The organism is Paraflavitalea speifideaquila, from assembly GCF_032395985.1.
GTDB lineage: Bacteria > Bacteroidota > Bacteroidia > Chitinophagales > Chitinophagaceae > Paraflavitalea > Paraflavitalea speifideaquila.
The window spans coordinates 5,836,740-5,857,184 of the sequence record NZ_CP135920.1 but is presented as its reverse complement, the minus strand read 5'-3'; the positions used below and the strand labels follow the sequence as shown (position 1 = coordinate 5,857,184).

Sequence of the window (20,445 nt, the reverse complement as noted above, 5' to 3'; positions counted from 1 at the left end):
GGAGGCTTTGATAAATTTTAGCCAAATTCATGCCTTATTCCAATCTTGGAAATTCAGCTATACTCAATAGGATATCCAATAATTCATTCCTTTTTTCTTTTCTTTGTTTTGGCCCATTTTATTGTCCTGTATACAATAAAGGTCAACACGCAGAAGAGTATTATACAGATAGAAAGGCCGGTCCAAAATGAGTCGAGTATTGGACCCTTCTCTCCCCAAAGTGCTATATTACCTAAAAGGAACATGACAGCGCCAATGTAATACAAGATGTCCAGGATTTTACCTATAACAACAATAGACTTTTTCATATCTCTGCTCTTTATACCTGGAGGATAGTCAATTCTTGGACTTGTTTTTACTTTTTAATTGCACACTACTTTTAAAATCGTTTGCCTTCCTGTTGTCTATCCCATGTACCGCATGCATCATAGCTATCGGTTCTTTTTCTTTATCAGCAAGTATATGAACCTCATATCCTACAGGGTCCCACCCTGTACCAAAAGAAAGGTTATTATATCCCCATAATATTGTAGCATCCATACTGACGTTGGCACTAAGAAATGTTACTCCTTGCCTGTCATCCATTCTTGATTGCTTCGAATACTCTTTGGGGTTTCTACTTGCCAAGTCCATGAATCCTCTAAATCCCTCAGCATCAAATGTTATAGTACTCTCTAAGATTTTAATATCAGTTGTCGTAATAGTTTCTGTAACTATTTCCTTGTTTTCTCCTTCGCCAACTTCATAGGTATTAACCGTTGTGTTTACTGTTACTTCAAAATCGAATGAAAACACAGCTTTGCCAGTTATTTGGAATGGTGTTTTAGTCTTAAATGTCCATAATTGCGTATCCTGATTGACCTCTTGTTTAAGTAACTTTTTTCCTCTACTACAGCCCTTTCTTTGTCATTTCTAATTTCGTCTTCAGCTAACATCCCATCAGGATCAATAAACCGCATTGGGTTATTAAAAGCATAATTGTAGGGAGAATGCCGACGTATTTTTTTCTGATAAGGGATCCACCACATGCCACCTGCCAATCTGCGCATCATACATCCTGGCCCCATAATCATACCATTCCAAACCACTACCATCACTAAACTCCTTTTCTTGCCATTGTATTCGTACTTGTTATCCAGTTTACCAATGGCTTTGGAGGATATCCCTGCCATAGTCAATCCAAACGGATAGTAATGCGTTTCCTCGATGATAGGACCGGTAATATGCTGTATACTCAGGTTATCAAAGAACATCCCGACAGTTACTGTCGGGACAAACTATCCCAATTCTGGGTTTCATTGCTGACGTAAATATACAGAAATCCATTTTTAGTCATGGGGATGGCTGACTGGGCCAGGGGAGTACGGCATTGGGATCGCCAACCGGAAGGTAGCCACTGCTGGCCGCTACATAATTCAATTGTTCATTAATTAATATATCCGCTTAAGATAGGCCTTGTGTTTGTTGTTGCCAGCCTGGGAAGGCTGGTGAAGGCTGGTTTCGGCACTTGCCAGGGGACCAGGATTGGCGCTGAGCTGGGCCAGGGTGCCCTTGGCCCGACCTGCCGCACCCACGGGAAACTACAGGCCTATTCTCTTAATTGCCGGAGTTGCGTAAGAAGATCAATGAGGCTACGTTTTCGCGGTTCTGAACAGCAGGCTACTGCCCACGTCCTAACTATTCAGGCACCACATTCAGACAAAATAGGCCCCGCTCTCACGAACGGGGCCATTGCATAGTAACACCAGGTCAATACAGGTGATGGCATGCATTGCTGTATATACTTACCAAACATTGACATGTTCAAAAACAGGCTATATAACCGTTAGCTCCTAACAGTTCAAGCCAAGGCCCTTGTCCCGGCCAAAACCTGCCTTCCATTCTGCTGTTCCTGGCGCAAGTTTGCAGCCCGGTAACTGTGCCAGGCGTACTTGTGCCGTCGAGCCTTGGTGGCTGGCTCACCAAAGCCTTTCATAGATCACAGCAGCAAAACGAAAACCAGTGGCAATAGCCCTCAGCCGGTAGCCATCAACAAACTGCTAATGGCGAAACCTTAAGGCCAACTGCTAAAACCCAACCGCTAATAGCCCAACCTGGCCGCTAAAAGCAAAAGCTAATAGCTGATACCTAAAACCTGACTGCTGACTCCTAAGGCTCACAGCTCGTAGCTCGTCGCTCCAAGCTGGTATTCCCAAGTGTTGCACAACACTCCTCGTACATCAACCGTGCTTAGGGGCCCCGTCCACACAGTCGATCAGCTTCTTTATGGATACTCCGCCAAACCCTCAAAAGAGATCCAACGAAGCAAAAGTTCATAATCCGTGTAATCCATTTAATCCTTGCATCTGCGATTCAATCCGCGAAATCCGTTTAATCCCTTAATCAGCGATTAAATCTGCGATTCTATCTGCGATTACAAACATACAACATCCACCTACCCGTTTCCAACACCCCATTGCCGGTTTATGTCGTTTCGGCTATAAATCGACGTCAATTACGTCGATTTATAGCGCTTTCGACATAAAATAGCCGAAACGACAAAAACACATTTGGAAATGGCCTATCCAGTGTCGTACGTTTGCCCTGCAGTGTTACTGAAAAAGAAAAGAAAGGATAAGCATAAGGACCAGAAGCAAAGCACAGAAGACAACAGTAAAGAATTTACAAAGATCAGAGCAATCAATAATCAGTAATCAATAACCCTTCAGAATAGCTTCTCTATAGCTTCAGTATACCTTCCCTATAGATAGAGTATGCTAATAGCACTAAACACAAAAACAGCCCATTTTTGCACAAAGTGGCAGGGAAGCTGGCGCCTCCCACCCAAAGCAACAATGGATGTAGATAGGTTGCACCGCGGGCAACCGTTTATAAAGTTCTTTGATCGGGTGGTCTTTTTGCGCTCAACTGATGTCTCACCAGGCTTTGCCGAAGGCGCCTTCCGTAAAGCCTCAAACGTTCAGCAGTGCACAGTGACAGGAAGACTGCCCGACCAAAGAACTTCATTAAAAGAGGGGATTTTTATGGATGTATACCAGGTCGGCAGGAGAGCGCGCCATTAATTCCTGGTTGGTGCAAGTATACAGCGTTGATTATGCGCATGGCGTACTTGTGCCCTTATGTATTGTATTATTTTTATAGCTGCGTCGCTTTATTGAGTAGTTCCATTGCTGTCTGCCCAATTTTTCGGCACGTGTATTATACACGAAAATCAGCTCCCGGAGACTCTCAAAGGAGTATTCCTCCATTTCGCCAAGGGCTTTGAGGACCACAGCATCATCTTCCACCAGTGCGCTCATCCCTTCCGTCCGTAAAAACTTGTACCCTCAACATACCGCCGTCTTTAGATGTGTTTTTCTTGCCTGCTCAGTTTATGGACCTCCCAAAAGACAGTTACTAATCCAGACATAATTATCTTATCCACAAGGCTCAACATTCTTGCATTAATTAAAATAGATGAAAGAGGGGTTCAATTTGCTAATGGGACCATCTCAATAACTTCCGGATCCTGCCATAGTTCTTCCTTGTCATAAATACTAACAATAAACTTTCTGTCATTCTGGTCTCTAAAAAGCAAAATATCGACATACTCTGTTGCATTTTTTTGCTTTCCCATGTTTTTATTTTAGCGATTTCTCCAGTTTTAATTAACTGTGATATGCTTGAATATTCTTCTTGATTAAAATAGGAAGCCACAATAATTTCAAGATCTAATACCTTTAAAATTTCATATTGGTTATTGGCAATGATTGTCGCCTTAATATTTATTAAGTAATTCCCTTCTGTACTTCCCATCTCAGGTGATTTAATAGAAAATATTATCTTTTATCACTACTCCTACCATAATTAAGCAAATTGCAGCAGTAAGCAACGGCATACTTGTTGGATTAACTTTTCCATGTTATTTATATCGGGACAAGCTATCCCAGTTCTGGGTTTTATTGTTGACCTAAATATACAGAAATCCATTTTTAGTCATGGGGATGGCTTACAACAGCACGCCGATAAAATAGGAGTTTCCAAATCCCAGTACATACGCTATGAGACAAAGATGTGCAGCCGCCGGCCAATATTATGAACAAACTGGCCGATATGCTGGGCACTGCTGTTGATTACCTGATCAGCGGGGATAAAACAGAGAAGGCTAAAGCATCACTGAAAAACTCCGAACTGATACAACGCTTTAAAAAGTGGATGCCCTGCCCGAAGAAGAACAGGGGGTATTGATAAAAATTATCTCCGCTTACGTCAGGGACTACAAAACCAAACAGGCCTATGCTTCCTGAATATGATAAAGCCACCAGTAATGGTGGCTTCAGTAGTTTTATACAGGCACAAGATGCTAACGCTCATGACCTACCCCTCAATCTTGCGCCAGTTGGGGGCTTCAGTATTTTCATACACACAAGATGCCATCACACAAACCCACTCCCCAATCTTGCGCCAGTTAAGGGGTTGACTTACCGGGCACAAGTACTCTACCGCACAAGGCCGGTCTACATACTAGCGCCAGTTTGGGGTACTTCAATCGCTGCGGCTTTTTTCTATCTTAATCCTTGGAATATTTTGACATCGTCTTTATTAACTAGCTCTAAGTAGTAATCTTGGTCAACAAAATAAATCCTCCCATCTTGCCTATTCAAAAACTAATTTCTTGATTGGTAATATTACAATTTGAACAAGCCTTATACTCTACTTTAGAGGTGTCACTTAATGTTAATTCATATTTTCCTTCTTTTACTTTCTTAAGATTAAACTCCATATCAACATCAGCTAAATATCTGTTATTATCCAAAGCAATTGTTGGCATTCTTTTAAACTCTATTCCCTTGTGCTCTCGACTAAATTCATTTAATTCAAGAACAGCGAACAACAATAAGCTATCTTTTTATTTGATACTTGAATCGTAGCATCGCCTGGATAGTTTAATATACTACAGTTTTTAAAATCAAAACTCTTTGTGTTATTTCGCAATCCGATGTTCTCATAATACACTGTATCCTTTTTTCCTGCTTTTTCATAAAAATATTGTACCCCATGAATATGAGAATATACTTTTCCTTTTTTAGATAAAGAGCCTATATAATCAGCCCACACCATAATAGGTTCAACATCGGAACCATAATTAAGCAAGGTAGCATGTTGTGTCATGTAAATAGGTCTCTGCAATGTGTCATTAATATTTTTTCAACCATTTTTGCCGGTGTGTTAAAACAACTGAGATTAAATGATAGAGAATACAGTATTATAATAACAAGTTTCATTTTGCTTTCCATTTGAAGTTCATTGATTATTGTTTTTTAGGTATTTCGACCCGTTCGACTTCATACTCACTTTCTATGTCTTCAATATTTCCCTCTCCATATAATGTAATAAAACTCCAATCAATACCACCTGCTGCACCTACTGCCCTTGCAAATTTTGCACAGTATGTTGCACTATTACAATAATTATAGCCTTCACTATAACCACCAAAAGGTAGGTAGCCTTCGCTTTCTGCACCTCTTGCATAAGCTAACATTTTACCATAATCAAGATTGTTTGCAAGTGCCCCAATGACTCGACCATAACCGGCAAGCAACGGGGAGTTGTGTAGTTTTGTTAATATTGCGGTAACATTTTCAGCATCGGACTTCTTAGCATCCCAATTTGGAAGAGATAAACTTTTATAATTCTTACTTGACCTCACTGCCCCTTCATCTTTTCCTCTTTTTCTCCCCTTAACATCAGATCTGTCATATCTGCCAAAGTCAAAATAACTTGTATTGCCTTCTCCATCTATCAACACAATACCCGCATGCCCTCCTTTATTAAGTTTACCATCCCCGTCACCGAATTTCTTTTCAAACCATTTTGCCGCTCCTTGATTTGAAGGTATATCAGGACTTGCATCAGGGAAAGCTACCAATATAGCCTTGCCGCTATTTTCATATGCACCTTCATCTGTTAAACTTTGGTTTACAACATCCCATCCTACCTCATTCCCTTTTTCATCTTCGTACCTACTTTTATCCCAATTATAGGAATATGGTGCCATTCCTTCAGGGTCTATAAATCTTACTGGATTATCAAACGCATAATTATAAGGCGACCACCTTCGCATCTTATTTGAGAGGGGGTCAACATGTAACCATCTCCCTATTTGTGCATCATACATCCTTGCTCCAAAATCATAATTCTCCAAGCCGCTTCCATCACTGAACTCGCCACTATTTAATTCTTTTCCACCGAACTTGTACTTGTTAGATTGTTTACCAGCTGCCTTAGAAGATATTCCCGCCATCGTCAAGCCGAAAGGATAGTAATGCGTTTCCTCGATGATGGGACCGGTAATATGCTGTACACTCAGGTTATCAAAGAACACGTCCCAGTTCTGGGTTTCATTGCTGACGTAAATATACAGAAATCCATTTTTAGTCATGGGGATGGCGGACTGGGCAAGGGGAAGAACGGCATTGGCGCCGCCTACGGGAAGGGCACCACTGCTGGCCGCTACATATTTTAATTGTTCATCAAGCAGTATCCAGTTGAGGTAAGCCTTGGGTTTGCTGTTGCCAGCCTGGGAAGGCTGGTGAGCAGTCTGGAAACTGGTCACGGCGCTTGCCAGGGGCCCAGGATTGGCACTGAGCTGGGCCAGGGTACCCTTGGCCTGGCCTGCTGTACCCACAATACCACCGGCCAGGGAAGACAGGATGGTGGGCACCATGCTGGCGCCATCGTTGTAGGTGCCGCCACTACGGTAAAAATGGCTTACCCCAATATCTACCTTATCGCCACTCATGACCTTCAGTACAATGGCCGGGCCGATTTTATTGCCGCTGGCATTTACTACCGCCACTATATCGTTAGGGCTTGTAACGGGATTGGGATTGGTTGGATAACCGCCCGGTACGCTGGTTTTGGCAATAGCGGTCTGAGCAATATTGGAAAAGAGTTGCTCTTCTTTGGTGCGGTAAGCTGTTTCCATGGAAGCCAGGTACTGGGCGGTATCGGTTTGTTCGGTAAGTACCATGCGCACATTGCCCAGGTGGTCTTTGAGGAAGTAATCGTATATAAAGTTCCCATTACTACCACCATTGGCAGCGGAACTTTTGGTATAGCGTATCCTTCCTTCTTCAAAAGGCAGGAACTGGAGCACATTGTCCTCATAAACAAAGCCATCAATGTACAAAGTTGATTTGGACGGCTTTCCGGTCTCGATTTACTGTTTTCTCTAATTTATTGCCAGCGGCATCATAGAGGTATTCGATACTACCCTTGCCAGTGACCTGGATTATTTTGGGGCAGGTTGAGGTAGTTATAGGTAATATTGAACTGATGTTCTTATTACCATCTGCTATCAGGTTGCCATTGGCATCGTAGGTATAATCTACCGTTGAACCGGTTTTAGTGCCGGTGTAATGGAAATCGCCCAGTTTGGTATCGGGCATATTGAGGTCGTCCCATACCTGTTCGAGCTGGTTGCTGTTGTTGCCCTCTTTGTACTTATAACGCATGGCATCAATAACGAGATCGTTATTGCCCGGTTTAATGCCATGTTGTATCATGGAAAGGATATTGCCATTGGCATCGTATTTCATCATATAGCCATTGTCGGCATCAAACCCACCGACGCTGAAATTAGCTTCACTGTAGTTCCAGTTACCCCCGGTACCGGGGTGGAATTCTGGTAGAAACCTGCTTTGCCCAACCTGTTGGCAGCATCGTACTGGAAATTGAATTTACGGCGTACCTGGTCGCCTTTGCTTTTCCAAACGCTGGTGGAAATATTGCCATTGTATTGATACACGCCATCGGCACAGGAGCCGGGACTCTGGGTACAATTGTCGTAGCCCAGTTCAAAACCAAAATATTTATCGGTATAACTGGCAGTTCCTTGATTTAGGAGGTAATTGCGGTTGGCGCCCAGCAGCCAGCCGCGGATATTGTAGTCGTAGGTGAGGGTTTCCAGCGGCCCGCCACCGGAACCTCCGGCAGGCGATAGTATTTTGTTTTTCAACTGGCCAAGTGCATCATATTCATTACGCACAATGGTTTTTCGGGAACCAGGATATGCCCTTCAGGGGTATAAGCATCCAGCCATTTTTTGATCTCCACAGGCCGTCCCAGGTCATCATAGTTGTAGGTGGTCATTACAAAGAGCGTATGTTGGCTTGCATCCCCTTTCGTTGTCTGTGGAAGGTGCGCAGCCAGGGGTTGACCGCTAAAATCATACTGGGTTGTAAAGATCGAAGTTGGATTTGATTGATCGCCGGTAATATTATTGCTTTTGACTTGCACTGTCCTTCCTTTATCATCATAAAAGATGGATTTGACAATGGCTTTACTGGTGCCCAATGCTTTGGTCCAGGAGCCGGTGATCATACCGCGGGTATTACTGGTTGTTGTAAGAGGTTGTGGATAAGGATAATTATTATTGTCGGCCGTAAAGAACATGGGATCGCTGTCATTGTCACGGTCATGAAAGCCTGATCCATATACGGCTGTCCAGTCGTAATTGTCATAGAAGGTTATGGTTTGTGGATCGGGAAAGCCTGTACTGGGAAAACTGAGTTGTGTGGTGTAGCCATATGTTTTAGTGAGGTCAACAATTTCAAAGCGGGCCAGGTTTTGGCTGTTGAGGTTGCCCTGCATGGCGCTTTGGGTGGTATAGGTAGCATTGGTGAACCAGCCCGTCATGATGGGCCTGTTGAGGTAATCATACTTGGTGAATAACCACTTTTGGTTGGGCCGCAGGTTAGCATCTTGCATGAGCACGAGACGGTCCCATTTGTCATATACCATCCACATTTCCCCAGAACCGGGTACTTTTTTCATGGTCAAACGACGACGTGCATCGTATTCATAACGAAAAGATTGTTCATTAAGGACAACACTGTTATCTGCGGTGGTATTCCAGTTGTTGGCCACCAAGAGCTCCACGCCCCTGGGTTGTACAACAAGGCGGATTTGGTTGAAGCCATCATAGATATAGTAGGTACAAAGCCAGCCGGTATAACCACTACCGCTGCCATTATCGGCAGTGGCAGCAAATTGTATTTTTTGAGGATCATCTGGCCTTGATCGTCTTTGAACTCAATGACCTGTTTACCCTGTTCATCAAGGAATATGGTTTTATTGAGTTGGTTGGCGGTATATACACCGGTAACTGCATAGGTCCCCATCCATTGGCCACATCGGTAATGGACCAGATCTTCACGTCATCGGTGGCAGTATTGAAATAATGCTTGATTTTAGTAGAGCGACGGTTGGCTTCATTGACCTGGCCGGAGGTACCCACCCAATTGGCGCCGGGGGCAAAGGTTTCCTCCACCCGGTTGAGGGGAGAGGATTCAAATTTGGTTTGGCCATAGGCCCAGTTGCGGCTATTGGGACCTACATTGGTTTCACCTGCCTGACCGTCTAGCTGACTATTGTAAAATTGTACTTGTTGGGGGAAGGGATTGAGCTTGAAGAAGCCATCATTGATGGACGTGTTAGCCCCTGCATTGTTGGCGGGTGAAGGGAGGTACTTGTATTTTTCGCGACCAAACTCATCGTAAGTGATTGCGCTTACCATATCAACCGGGCTGCTACCTGTGGTGAGGGATCCTTGTTTGACCACAGTTTGCAGCGGGCGGCCCAGGCCATCGAAGAAAGCGGTTGCTTGTTGTACATCGCGCAAGGGACGGGTTACCAGGGTGGCCGGGCTTTGCTCAGGGGCTTTGGCGACCCAGGTGCGTACATAGTTGACCTTACTATTGCTGGTGTAATTATCTGGCGGGGTTGCTTGTCCAAAGGTCATTGCTGAAATTAACAGACCTGTCAATGTCAGGTATCCATGGGTTGATTGGCGGGGTATCATCAGCAGCTATATTTTAATTGGATAGGTTGATTATTTATTACTGACTTCATAATGAGATGATTAAAGGGCACAAGGCTCATTATTGTATTCGGTATAGTTTTGCGACAGGGAGTAATCAGGGAATACATAATGGTAAATACACTCATACATTCCCGTAGATGGATTATAGTTGCTGCTTGTGTATGTTTTAACGCCCGATTGGCAAATCCCATTGATACATTTTTTATTCTCGAGGTAACAATTGAGGAGTTGCAGGTAGCGGCAGGGCAGGCTGTACTTAGTCCGGAATTTACCCATCTTAATTGGTTGTAGGTAGGGCTGCACACTACAATATCTCTTTCTTCTCTTTCCTGTTCGCCGGTGTTGTTGTTGCTTGCGTCCTTTATGCAGCGGTAGTTACCTGTAGATTGCCAGACGGCAGATCTTGGACAGGCAACGCAGTTCTGGCTTAGGAGAGTCCATTTGATTTGGTTGTAAGTAGGGCTGCAGGGATTCATATCGCGTTGCTCCCTTTCCTGGTATCCTGTATTCTCAATGGCAATGGTTTGGCACCGTACAGGGGTGGTCGTATTCTGCCAGTCGGCAAGGGCTGCGCAACTACCATCCGGACCTATATCGATCCAGCGAAGTGTATTATAACTGGAGCTTTGGGGGTTCAGGTCTTTTTCTTCCTGCTGCCGGATACCGGCGAGGTAAATGCTGTTGGCAGGACAGGTTTTGCAACGGGTATTACCGGTAGCTGTCCATAAGGCATCGGGATTGTTGGGCGCCTGCAACTGGTAATCGTATGCCTTTAGGATATTCTTGTTTTCATCACGCACACGCAATAATCGATTAAAGCTATCGTACTCGTAATAGGAGACCTGGTTATTGGCATTACAGGCGCTTGAATGACCTATTAATGGATGATAGGTATAGGTGGTCATTCTGGCATTGGAAGGATAAAGCCGGACCTCATCTACCAATCCGCCGCCGCCACCAATATTGATGGTGGTAACACCAGTCAATTTCTTTTCGCGGTAGGTCCAGCCATTGACAATAGCTCCTACGGTCCAGTTGTTGTTATCTGCAATTACCTGGGTAGCGCCGTTAAAGCCATTGTAGTTGGGAATGCCGTTTTTTGTCCAGATAGAAACGGTATAAGTTAGAGCAGGATCGAGGTTGTAACGAGCCAGCACGCCATTGATGGCATAACTTCTCTTACCAGTAAAGCCCTCACTGGTGTTGATCATTCCAGGCTGATTCAGGAACCAATATCCATTGTCATCGGCTTCAAAGGAACTATAAGCGATCTGGTTGATGCCGGCGCCAGTTATTTCTGCAATTGGATAGTTGGACTGGTAATCCCATATATAAGCAATGTTGATGTCATTGGCTTTTTGTTGCTGCAGGATATTGCCCTTATTGTCATAAGCATTAAACAATATTTTTTCTATATAGCGGTTATCCCTGGTGATTGCCCCTGCGCTTACTGAGGCCAGAGTAAACCCTGTAAGCGGTGTAGCAGTTTCCAGTGCCAGTATCTTATCGGGTACGGGCGTGGTATTTTTGTATACCGTAAATACAGCATTCAGTAATTGATAAGTGCCGGCAGGAGTTGGCTTTTTAAAGACAGCTTGTTCTATCGGTGCATTGATGACATGCAGGTCGTTCAGGTTCTTGATGCCGGCAGAAAGGGCATCGGTAGCTGTTATGCCAGCAAAATTTGGGGATACAGGCTCGTTTTCTTATTGAATGAGTTGTCGTTGCCCTGTACCTCCACGGATACTGGAGCGAGTATGGTATTGGGAAGATAAGAATAGGAGGTCAGCCTTTTGCTGAAATCAGCACTGGTTTGTCCGTACGTAAAGGTTTGCTCTTCCTTCAATAATACCGGAGAAGAGACCATACGGAAACTTTGTTGAAAGTATCTGTAAGGATAACAGTAAGCTACACCCCAGGAACCTCCGCATTCGCTGGCATTGGAAAACATTTCGGCCCGTAAAACCTCGAAATCAAGTCCATAAGTACGTACTTCCCGAGAGTTAGTTGCATCCAGGAAAAAAAGTAGAACTGTTTTCGGATTCTGCCAGAGTTTCATATATTTTAACCTCCTTTGTAACTGGTTCGTACGCGGAGCCTACCTTTCTGTATACGGTTTTCGAGATCAACAGATCTGCCATATCTGGCATGCCTACCCTGGGGCTGAGGTCTTGTTCATGGTTGCGGTATTGGTATTCGATCTTTCCGTTTGTGCCACCTGTGCCATAGTATTCGGTCACCTTACCATATCTTTCAGTTGCGTCGCCATAGAAGGAAGAATATACGTCGATTACCGGGTCCGAATAGGTCTCAATTTTCTCGCAACTTATCAGGCCTTTGGGATGTCCTGTGGCCACACAGGCCATTGTGTTATATTGGATATGCTTTGAATAAACCCCTCCAATGGCTGCCCGTAACTGATCATATTCATATTCCTTCACACTGGTGAGGGCATTGTTCATGTCGAAGTCTTTTACTGATCTAACGCGAAGGCCACCACTGTATTTGAGCTCGTAGTCGAAAACGGTATACCCTCCTGTTGGATAGGAAACTTTTTCCAGCATGCAGGCTTTGGCATGGGTTAATGACCGGCTCCTGTCGTTGGACAATACAGGTACGAGACTCATATTATTTATTTGGCCATTGAAAAGCCAAGGGAGTCCTGTGCAGCCGAAATGCGGGAAGGCAGGTTGGCGGTATTGTATACAAAACTGTAGCTTTTGAGTGTTTGGTTGGCTGTATCCACCTGCTCAACCCCATCCAGCTTTAATCTTAATTCCCGGCTATTGGTACCAGAGCCAAAATAACTGTTGTTCAGTTTAAAGGAAGCTATAAAAGTTTGGGAGGAAGCCGTTTTATAATAACGTATTATGGTATTGAGTTTACTGGCGCCGGCCAGGTCATTACGACCGCTGTAGCCAAATACGATTTTGTCGCCGCTGGTGGTAACAATGGAGTCGAGCCTGGAATCGCAGGCATCATTGTATATGGATTTGTGTTTCAATGGTTCGAAGCCATCCCCGTTATAGTTACAATTCAAACCAGGATTAGGAATCTTTGTGTAGACTTCCTTGTCGCTGCTCCGGTAGATATAAAACTCCTTGGTATAAAAGAATTCGATCTTATCGCCGAACAGGTTTTCTATTTTCTTCAAAACAAATACGGGATTGTAGTTGCCATAAGCGGCCGGATTACCCCGGACCTTCGAGATCAATATTGTTTGGCCAATAAAAGTTGCTGGCATTGCCTCCGCTCAATTCGAAGGTATATTTATTGCCCTGTTCGTCTTTTACTATCCAATGGTGGCTTGGCGTAGAGAAATGTTCGATGGAGATATCCTTAGAGGGCATGCAGTAGCCCTTGTGGTTTTTGAGGAAGAATTTGGCATTGAGGCTGCCGGCCGAGAGGTAAAAGACATCGGGCATGAAGTTCTGAATATTCCTGGAATCTTCATTTTCCCTGGCGGCCATCATATTTGTAACAAAACCATTGTCCTGGGGGTTCACATAAGAGCAAGCTCCAAGTTGGGGATCGGCTCCTGTAGCACCCAGTACGAAGGTTTTTTTATAGGCCGGATTATCTCCTTCATTGTTGACAAAGACATCGCTTTGCTGTAAGGAGCGACTGGAGATCATGCCGGGCGCCTGGAGGTTCCAGCCTAGGCCCACACAGCCCGACAATTCCGACACTTTTATGCCCTGTGTTTGATAAGAGAGGCTAATGTCCCAATCCACGTTTTTAATGCCTATTTTAAAGAGGGGTACCTGCACGGTAGCAGTACCTGTGCTGGTATTGACGGGCATGTCTCCATACTTTTGAAACTGATAGGCCTGTGGCGTGCTTTGGGTGATGATATTGGTAACTGAGTTGTTTAAGGCGATGTTTTGGGCCTGTGCATACGAAGAGAGGAAGAAGCAACATACTGCAAGAAAGTGTCTCATGCTTTAGGTTTAGGTTAAGCAAACGGGTAAGAAACCATAAAGCAGGTACGCTCCACCGGTTCTTTTGGGTTTGTGGATACAAAATAAGGGTTATCCGATCGGACTGGCAAGCACAAACCGATGGTCGTGCAGTTTTAGCCTAAAACCGTGCAGATTTGGCCTATAAGTGTGCAGTGCGTTTCGTTCAAAAACAACAAAAAGCCCTGTTCCGCCAGTGGTAGAACAGGGCTTTTGATCGCCTTCGATCAGGGTGAGCCGCTCCTGGAGAGCGCGCCCCCTTTGACGGCTTCGACAGGTTACTTTAGATAGAAGGTGAGTCACCCTGCTGCCCAGCATAGCAGCGCCGCAGGGTGGCCCACCTTGACAGCCGATAGCCGTGATATGTTAATAATTCGGATTCTGTTTCATGATGTTGCCGGAATTGTCGATCTGAGTCTGCGGAATGGGAAACACTTCATGTTTGCCATCCACAAAGGCTTTGCCATGGGCACGCATCACCGTACCAGCGCGACCCTGGCGTACGAGGTCGAAAAAGCGGTCATGCTCCATAGCGAGTTCCACCCTTCTTTCTTTCCAGATAGCCAGGCGCAGATCACCCTGGGTAGTAGCGGTGGTATTGGTCAGCCCCGCCCGGTTGCGTACGGCATCCAATGAGGTCTTTGCCTGACTGGTGTTGTTCTTCTCATTGGCGGCCTCTGCATTGATGAGGTATATTTCTCCCATACGCAGGATACGGATGTTCTTATTGGTATTGTTGTCATTGCTGTAGGTCTCCTTTGTTTTGCTCACATAAGCTTTCATGTTAAAGCGCTCATTGAGGCGCTTACCAGCTTCACACCATCCCACAATACATCGCCAATATGAATAATGGTAGCATTTTTTCGTACATCACCTGCTTCAAAGGCTGCATCGAGGTCGGCCGATGGGGTGTTGAATCCCCAACCTGTATAAGCATTGGTAACGCCGCTAAAGGTAGCGCCGCGCATAGCTTGCACCTGGCTGTACTGTTGTACACCAGCCAGGGTAACGGTGCCCTTACCCTGTACCTCAAACAAAGACTCCATACTGTTTTCCCCCACCTCACGCCATATTTTGGTGAAGTCGGGCTCCAATCCATAAGTACCATACTTACCGGCAATGATATCATTGGTAAGGGCGAGTACGGCATCCCATTTTTGCTGGTACATGCTCACCTTGGCCAATAAGGCTGCTGCTGCACCCTTACTGGCGCGGCCAATATTGGCAGGGCCATATTGTTGTTTGGTAGGTAATATAGGCAGGGCAAAATTGAGGTCGCTTTCAATAAAAGCGTATACCTCTGCTTTGGGCCTCCTTACATTGGCTTTTTCAAAATCGGCGGGATTATTGGCATCGAGGGCAGTATCTACAATGGGCAGGTCGCCATAGGCACGCACCAGGGTAAAGTAAAAATAAGCACGCAGGAAACGGGCTTCGGCCAGTAAACGTGTTTTCAATGTCTCATCGATCTTGTATTTGGGTACATTGGCCAATGCCTCATTGGCACGCTTGATGCCCTGGTAATTGCCTGTCCACACTTCATTGATGGAGGCGGCAGTGGGGGTATAGGTAAGGGCATCGAGGAGGTTCTTATCGGTGCCATTGTCGCCGGCTGACGAGCCTTTATCAGCATCATCGGTAGCAATGCTGCTCATACCTATCCAGGAAAAGGTAGCGGTATTCCAGGCGGTGAGCTGGTTGTAGATCATGTTCACAAAATTGGTAGCATTCTCGGGTTTGAGAAAGGTGGAGTCGGTAGCTACCAGGATATTTTCATTGGCGGGACTGAGCCAGTCTTTTTTACAGGCGGGCATGATGGCTACCGCTGCCAGCCCTGGTATGATGTATTGAATTAGTTTTTTCATTGTGTGTACTTTGAAAGGTTAAAAACTAAGGTTGACGCCCAATAAATAGGTAGAGTTAACAGGATACAGGTTCAACTCGATACCTGAATCAAGGGGACCACCCGGCAATTCGGGTGTATAACCACTGAACTTTTAAAGATGACAGGATTCTGTGCCGAAGCATAGATGCGCAAACGGGTGATGCCCAGTTTAGGGCTCAAAGCAGGCAGTGTATACCCGGCCGTAATGTTGTTGATCCTGAAAAAGCTACCGGATTCCACATAATAATTGGATACCAGGGGACCAGTGCTGGTAGCGCGGGGATTGGTACCGTTGGTATTGGTGGTAGTCCACCGGTTACTGGCCCGATCCATTTCAATATTGTCGTATCCTACCAGTACAGCTTTCTTGGCATTGTAGATCTTATTGCCTGCATTGCCATAGCAATCGAAGGAGAAGTCGATCTTTTTCCAGGTAAAACCACCATTGATGCCATAATAGGTTTTGGGCTGATAAGCACCTACAAACATTTTATCCTTATCGTCGATAACACCATCTTTATTCCTGTCTTCAAATTTCAGGTCGCCGGGTTTGTAACCGCTGTACACGGGGTAGGAGGCAGCATCGGCTGCGTCTTTAATAACACCCAATACGTTGTAGGTGTAAAAGCTGCCAATGGGTTCACCTTCGACGGTATAGGTTACATTTTGACCATTGCCCAGGCTGCCGCCTATGAGTTTGAGCACGCCATTGACCTTCTCTACATTGTTGTTGTTGAGGGTGAGGTTGCCACCGAGGTACCAGGTGAAATCTTTACCGATCTTATCGTTGTACCGCATGGTAAATTCAAAACCTTTGTTGCGTACGTCGGCTGCCTGGGAGATCACAGTACCCGTGGTACCAAAGGTTTGACCAATGGTGATGGGTACATAGGCATTGGTGAGCTTGTTGTAATAGGTGATCTCACCGGTGAGTTTGCTGTTGAGGATACTGAACTCCACACCTACATCCAGACCCGAAGTGGTTTCCCAACTGTATTTGGCATTGGGCAGGGTAGCAAAGGTGATACCGGGTGAAGAAATGTTGTTGCCTTCATCGAAAGAATAAGCAGAGGAGTTTTGGGTAACGGGGTTGAGGGCGGAGCCATCTACGCTGCGGTCGTTACCGATCTTACCATACCCACCTCTCAACTTCAGTTCATTAAAAATCTGTTGGTCGTCCATGAATGCTTCGCGTGAAATAACCCAGGAAGCGCCTACGGAGTAGAAGGTACCCCATTTTTGGTCTTTGGGGAAATTGCTGGACCCATCTCTCCTTAATACGCCGCTTACGGTGTATTTATCCTTATAGCTATAATTGAGTCTTCCATAATAGGACGCTCTCCTGGTGAGGCCACCTGCATCGGTAAGGGTAATGCTACCGGCCCTGGCCTGGGTGAGGTACCACAGGTTGGTTTCATACGGCACACCCTTGCCGGTAACGGATAAAGAATAATAGTTCCTGCGTTCGGCCGTATAACCTGCGGTAAGGCTGAACTCATGATCGCGTGCAATGATCCTGCTATAGGTAGCATAGTTATCAAAGATCCAGCTAAAGCCATTGCCCTGGTTGATGGTTATGGAAGTATCGGAGTTTTGCTGGGCGCTCCATACAAAGTATTTGGGTACAAATACTTTTCCATTGTTGTTGTATTTGTCGATGTTGAAGCTGCTGCGGATGGTGAGGCCTTTAATGGGATTGAGTTCGCCATAGATATTGCCTACAAAACGCAGCTGGTTGGAAGTGTTGTTGGTGTATTCCAGTGCCGCTACGGGATTGCCTACGGTGATGAGGTCGGTAAAACCATAAGCGCCATTGTCGAACTTAACAGGCACGGTGGGGGCGTTGCGATAGGCATTCTGAAACTGGTTGCCCTTGTTGTTTGCCTTGGCAATGTTGGCAGTTATATTGTGGCCCAGTTTAATGAATTTGGTCAGCCGGTATTCGTTATTGAGGCGGAAAGTAGCGCGGGTAAAATCGGCTCCTTTTTGAATACCATCATCGGTAAATAGGCCGGCGCTGAAATAATACGAAGTATTATCCGTACCGCCACCAATACCCAATACATGGTTTTGTACAACGCCCTGGTGGGTGATCTCATCAAACCAGTTGGTATTGTATTTTAAGGTATCGAGGTTAAAGGCGGGGGCAAGACCCTGGTATTGCCTGGTTTCATTGGTGTACTGGGCATAGGTTTTGGCATCGGCCATTTTGATGCGGGAGGTAGGTGTTCTGAAACCTATATAAGAGTCGACGCTGATCCTGGCTTTTCCTTTCTTACCGGTTTTGGTGGTAACGAGGATGACGCCATTGGAACCACGGCTACCATAGATGGCTTGTGAAGAAGCATCTTTCAATACTTCAATGGATTCGATATCGGCGGTATTGAGGTTGGTGATATCGTCGGTAATAACACCGTCCACAATATAAACGGGATTGGCATTGCCGCTTACGGTGCTGGTACCGCGTATCCTGATCTGGGGTTGTGAGCCGGGGGCGCCATAACCAATTACCTGCACACCGGCAGCTTTGCCCTGCAGGGCCTGGGCGGCAGTTAGTAAAGGTTGTTTGGCGAGTTCTTTGCCGGATACTTTGGCTACAGAGCCGGTGATCTGGCTGCGGCGCTGGGTGCCATAACCTATTACTACGGCTTCGTTCATGGTTTGGGTAGAAGGCTGTAGCACCACGTTGATCTCGGTACGGGTGCCTACGGTTTCTTCAATGGGTTGATAGCTCACTGAAGAAAATACGATGATGGCATCATCGGGCACGGTGAGGGAGTAATAGCCATTGTGGTCGGTGGTGGTGCCCACAGAGCTGCCTTTAATGGTTACGGATACACCGGGTAGGGCATCGCCCGCAGCATTGGTAACACGGCCTGTAATTTTGGCCTCCTGTACGGTGATGTCGGCTGGGGAACCAGTTTGCTTCAATACAATGAGGTTGGTATTGAGTATGCGGTAAGCAATACCAGTATTGGCAAAAATATGGTTGAGGAGGTCATTGATGTCAACGGCTTCGGCTTCTACATCGACGCGGGGTTTTCCTTTATAATGTCTTCATCAAATAGGAAGCGGTATTCGCTTCTTCGCTCGATGGCAAAGAGGACTTTTTAATATCTGCCGTTTTCATTTTGAGGGTGATCCTTTCCTGTGAATAGGTGTTGGCAGTGACTTGCATACAGGCAAGGGTTAGCAGCAGCATCGTCAATTTCATAATCCGGTAGAGCTTTGGTGATAGCAGGTCCGGGCAAAAAGGACCTTGCTTCAATTTTTTCATAATTTACAATTGAAGGGTTAATAACTGATGTTCTCCTGGCGGGAGATCGGATGAAAAATGTTAACCTTGGCGGGGAATGTTGACGCATTTCCCGCATTTTTTATAACCAGTTTCAGGAACTGTTGCTGATCATCATACGGCGGTACGTTATCGGTGAATAATTATTTGGTTGTTTTTTCTTTCAAAGAGGAAAGGGGTACTAATGGTCAATGCCTCCATGGCCTGTTCGATGGTCTCCGTTGTAAAGCTGCCGGTAAACCTTTTTGTTCCAGTACGGCATCTTTGATGGTTATTTCCACGCCATATTTTCTTTCTATTCTTGCTGCTAATTCACTAAACAGTTCATCATTAAACACCAGTTTGTTGTCGATCCATTGTATCTCGTTGACGGTACTATCGCGCGGGTTGACCTGGAGTTTATTGATGAGTACAAGTGGTTCCTGTTGCTGTTGGGCGGGGAAGGTAGTATCGCCGCCGGTGATGGTGAGGGTATTGTCTACGATCAGTTTTTCATTGGGCGACAGGTTGATCTTATCGTTCGACCTGTTTTTGAGGGATACCTCAATGCGGCCGCGAATAAGGCTGATCTCGGCGGTTTTATCCTCTGGGTAGGCTCTTACATTGAAAGCGGTGCCCAGTACCTTGATATCAATGCTGGTGGCATGAATGAGAAAGGGGCGGGTAGGGTCTTTAACAATATCAAAAGCCTTCGCCGCTAAGGAGTACTTCACGGATTCCTTTACCAAAGTCTTTGTTGTAAGTAAGTTTGCTACCTGCATTCAACCATACTACCGATCCATCGGGGAGTTGGATATTGGAGGTAGAACCCAGGCGGGTGGTGATGATATTGATATTGGGAGCCAGCGGTATTTCGTTCTTTTGGATGGCCAGTTATTGTATAAGACAAAGCATACCAGCAGGAGGGAGGCGGCAATGCCAGTGATGGTATAAATTTTCCTTAAGCGGTTTTTGGACCTGAATTGATTATCCATTTCAAGCACCTGGGTATCGTATTCCTTATCATAGGGAATATTGTTTTCGGCCATTTTTTGGAGGTGCAGCAGCCAGGCGTCTTCCGCTTCTACACCAGGAGTGGGGCGTTGGGAACGCCAGATATCTTCCAGATTCTGTAAGGCATACTGCCATTCGGGGTGCTGGCGGATGAGTTGCTCCAGCTCCAATAGCTCTTCGGGAGTGGCTTCTCCGGCTAGTTTTTTAGAAAACAGGATCCAAAAGTCCTCCTGGCTCATGCAGTTTATAGGGGTTTTAGGGGTAAGACATCGCTGTGAGGAAAACCCTGAAAGGAGGAACAACTATTTTTTGATAAAAGTCGGGAAGTCGGAAAGTCCGGAAGACGGGAAGACTGTAGTCGGAAAGTCGGAAAGACAGGAAGAAATGGGGCAAGTCAACTACTGTATTACTTTCGGACTTTTCGGACTCACGGACTTCCGGTCTTTAC

The 20,445-nt window shown here is 45.5% G+C and carries 23 protein-coding genes and 1 pseudogene; 2 read left to right on the top strand and 22 right to left on the bottom strand.

What is annotated here, in order from left to right; translation table 11 throughout:
* Positions 1–336 precede the first annotated feature (336 nt).
* The 4 genes from RS881_RS40180 to RS881_RS40165 form a co-directional block, all read right to left on the bottom strand.
* The gene (locus RS881_RS40180; RefSeq protein WP_315815927.1) at positions 337–795 is read right to left on the bottom strand and encodes a hypothetical protein; all 459 of its coding nucleotides are present in this window, start codon (positions 793–795) and stop codon (positions 337–339) included.
* A gap of 11 nt (positions 796–806) precedes the next feature.
* Positions 807–1,253, bottom strand: a complete 447-nt coding sequence (locus tag RS881_RS61905; RefSeq protein WP_425476311.1) for a hypothetical protein — start codon at positions 1,251–1,253, stop codon at positions 807–809.
* A gap of 177 nt (positions 1,254–1,430) precedes the next feature.
* On the bottom strand, positions 1,431–1,574 hold the full coding sequence (locus RS881_RS40170) for a hypothetical protein (RefSeq protein ID WP_315815925.1): 144 nt from the start codon (positions 1,572–1,574) through the stop codon (positions 1,431–1,433).
* Positions 1,575–3,477: 1,903 nt separating this feature from the next.
* The gene (locus RS881_RS40165; protein WP_315815924.1) at positions 3,478–3,795 is read right to left on the bottom strand and encodes a hypothetical protein; all 318 of its coding nucleotides are present in this window, start codon (positions 3,793–3,795) and stop codon (positions 3,478–3,480) included.
* A gap of 258 nt (positions 3,796–4,053) precedes the next feature.
* On the opposite strand from RS881_RS40165, the gene RS881_RS40160 reads away from it, so the two are divergent.
* The gene (locus tag RS881_RS40160; RefSeq protein WP_315815923.1) at positions 4,054–4,227 is read left to right on the top strand and encodes a hypothetical protein; all 174 of its coding nucleotides are present in this window, start codon (positions 4,054–4,056) and stop codon (positions 4,225–4,227) included.
* A 412-nt stretch (positions 4,228–4,639) separates the two neighbouring features.
* Here the strand turns inward: RS881_RS40160 and RS881_RS40155 are convergent, their stop codons facing one another.
* Positions 4,640–4,876: a hypothetical protein gene (locus tag RS881_RS40155; RefSeq protein ID WP_315815922.1), complete on the bottom strand. Its 237-nt coding sequence runs from the start codon at positions 4,874–4,876 to the stop codon at positions 4,640–4,642.
* Positions 4,877–5,290: 414 nt separating this feature from the next.
* Positions 5,291–6,595, bottom strand: coding sequence for an RHS repeat domain-containing protein (locus RS881_RS40150; RefSeq protein ID WP_315815921.1), 1,305 nt, complete (start codon positions 6,593–6,595; stop codon positions 5,291–5,293).
* Between RS881_RS40150 and RS881_RS40145 the strand changes: the two genes are divergently transcribed.
* On the top strand, positions 6,572–7,177 hold the full coding sequence (locus tag RS881_RS40145; protein ID WP_315815920.1) for a hypothetical protein: 606 nt from the start codon (positions 6,572–6,574) through the stop codon (positions 7,175–7,177). The two genes, RS881_RS40150 and RS881_RS40145, sit on opposite strands and share 24 nt — an antisense overlap.
* Here RS881_RS40145 and RS881_RS40140 read toward each other — a convergent pair.
* The 16 genes and pseudogenes from RS881_RS40140 to RS881_RS40070 form a co-directional block, all read right to left on the bottom strand.
* Positions 7,161–7,583 carry a hypothetical protein gene (locus tag RS881_RS40140; protein ID WP_315815919.1) on the bottom strand — a complete coding sequence of 141 codons (423 nt, stop codon included), beginning with the start codon at positions 7,581–7,583 and terminating at the stop codon, positions 7,161–7,163. The genes RS881_RS40145 and RS881_RS40140 overlap by 17 nt on opposite strands.
* Positions 7,580–8,029, bottom strand: a complete 450-nt coding sequence (locus tag RS881_RS40135) for a hypothetical protein (protein WP_315815918.1) — start codon at positions 8,027–8,029, stop codon at positions 7,580–7,582. Before RS881_RS40135 ends, RS881_RS40140 begins: the two co-directional genes overlap by 4 nt.
* Entirely contained in the window at positions 7,996–8,922 is a 927-nt protein-coding gene (locus RS881_RS40130; protein ID WP_315815917.1) for a hypothetical protein, read from the bottom strand. The genes RS881_RS40135 and RS881_RS40130 overlap by 34 nt, the downstream gene beginning before the upstream one ends.
* Positions 8,923–9,049: 127 nt before the next feature.
* Positions 9,050–9,808 carry a DUF6443 domain-containing protein gene (locus RS881_RS40125; protein WP_315815916.1) on the bottom strand — a complete coding sequence of 253 codons (759 nt, stop codon included), beginning with the start codon at positions 9,806–9,808 and terminating at the stop codon, positions 9,050–9,052.
* 35 nt (positions 9,809–9,843) lie between these two features.
* Positions 9,844–11,268: a hypothetical protein gene (locus RS881_RS40120; RefSeq protein ID WP_315815915.1), complete on the bottom strand. Its 1,425-nt coding sequence runs from the start codon at positions 11,266–11,268 to the stop codon at positions 9,844–9,846.
* Positions 11,269–11,534: 266 nt separating this feature from the next.
* Positions 11,535–11,816 (bottom strand): hypothetical protein, encoded by a 282-nt coding sequence (locus RS881_RS40115; protein ID WP_315815914.1) that lies wholly within the window; start codon positions 11,814–11,816, stop codon positions 11,535–11,537.
* A 52-nt stretch (positions 11,817–11,868) separates the two neighbouring features.
* Positions 11,869–12,492 (bottom strand): hypothetical protein, encoded by a 624-nt coding sequence (locus RS881_RS40110; RefSeq protein ID WP_315815913.1) that lies wholly within the window; start codon positions 12,490–12,492, stop codon positions 11,869–11,871.
* A gap of 5 nt (positions 12,493–12,497) precedes the next feature.
* Positions 12,498–13,079, bottom strand: a complete 582-nt coding sequence (locus RS881_RS40105; protein WP_315815912.1) for a hypothetical protein — start codon at positions 13,077–13,079, stop codon at positions 12,498–12,500.
* Positions 13,057–13,806 carry a hypothetical protein gene (locus RS881_RS40100; RefSeq protein ID WP_315815911.1) on the bottom strand — a complete coding sequence of 250 codons (750 nt, stop codon included), beginning with the start codon at positions 13,804–13,806 and terminating at the stop codon, positions 13,057–13,059. Before RS881_RS40100 ends, RS881_RS40105 begins: the two co-directional genes overlap by 23 nt.
* A gap of 384 nt (positions 13,807–14,190) precedes the next feature.
* Positions 14,191–14,595 (bottom strand): RagB/SusD family nutrient uptake outer membrane protein, encoded by a 405-nt coding sequence (locus RS881_RS40095; RefSeq protein WP_315815910.1) that lies wholly within the window; start codon positions 14,593–14,595, stop codon positions 14,191–14,193.
* Between the two features lie 8 nt (positions 14,596–14,603).
* The gene (locus RS881_RS40090) at positions 14,604–15,689 is read right to left on the bottom strand and encodes a RagB/SusD family nutrient uptake outer membrane protein (protein WP_315815909.1); all 1,086 of its coding nucleotides are present in this window, start codon (positions 15,687–15,689) and stop codon (positions 14,604–14,606) included.
* Positions 15,690–15,760: 71 nt separating this feature from the next.
* Positions 15,761–18,640, bottom strand: coding sequence for a SusC/RagA family TonB-linked outer membrane protein (locus tag RS881_RS40085; RefSeq protein ID WP_315815908.1), 2,880 nt, complete (start codon positions 18,638–18,640; stop codon positions 15,761–15,763).
* 115 nt (positions 18,641–18,755) lie between these two features.
* A complete protein-coding gene (locus tag RS881_RS40080) occupies positions 18,756–18,986 on the bottom strand; it encodes a hypothetical protein (RefSeq protein WP_315815907.1) in 231 nt (76 codons plus the stop codon).
* Positions 18,987–19,133: 147 nt separating this feature from the next.
* Positions 19,134–19,342 (bottom strand): annotated as a pseudogene (locus RS881_RS61900) (FecR domain-containing protein).
* Between the two features lie 343 nt (positions 19,343–19,685).
* Entirely contained in the window at positions 19,686–19,769 is an 84-nt protein-coding gene (locus RS881_RS60560) for a hypothetical protein (RefSeq protein ID WP_350340296.1), read from the bottom strand.
* Between the two features lie 5 nt (positions 19,770–19,774).
* Complete coding sequence (locus RS881_RS40070) at positions 19,775–20,236, bottom strand: hypothetical protein (protein ID WP_315815905.1); 462 nt, start codon at positions 20,234–20,236, stop codon at positions 19,775–19,777.
* Positions 20,237–20,445: the final 209 nt, after the last annotated feature.

What these genes read in the sequence shown, in the direction of transcription:
- RS881_RS40110 (WP_315815913.1), bottom strand. Translation starts at nt 12,492, where the DNA reads ATGAGTCTCGTACCTGTATTGTCCAACGACAGGAGCCGGTCATTAACC.
- RS881_RS40115 (WP_315815914.1), bottom strand. Translation starts at nt 11,816, where the DNA reads ATGTTTTCCAATGCCAGCGAATGCGGAGGTTCCTGGGGTGTAGCTTAC.
- RS881_RS40090 (WP_315815909.1), bottom strand. Translation starts at nt 15,689, where the DNA reads ATGAAAAAACTAATTCAATACATCATACCAGGGCTGGCAGCGGTAGCC.
- RS881_RS61905 (WP_425476311.1), bottom strand. Translation starts at nt 1,253, where the DNA reads ATGTTCTTTGATAACCTGAGTATACAGCATATTACCGGTCCTATCATC.
- RS881_RS40100 (WP_315815911.1), bottom strand. Translation starts at nt 13,806, where the DNA reads ATGAGACACTTTCTTGCAGTATGTTGCTTCTTCCTCTCTTCGTATGCA.
- RS881_RS40080 (WP_315815907.1), bottom strand. Translation starts at nt 18,986, where the DNA reads ATGAAAAAATTGAAGCAAGGTCCTTTTTGCCCGGACCTGCTATCACCA.
- RS881_RS40140 (WP_315815919.1), bottom strand. Translation starts at nt 7,583, where the DNA reads ATGATGAAATACGATGCCAATGGCAATATCCTTTCCATGATACAACAT.
- RS881_RS40165 (WP_315815924.1), bottom strand. Translation starts at nt 3,795, where the DNA reads ATGGGAAGTACAGAAGGGAATTACTTAATAAATATTAAGGCGACAATC.
- RS881_RS40070 (WP_315815905.1), bottom strand. Translation starts at nt 20,236, where the DNA reads ATGAGCCAGGAGGACTTTTGGATCCTGTTTTCTAAAAAACTAGCCGGA.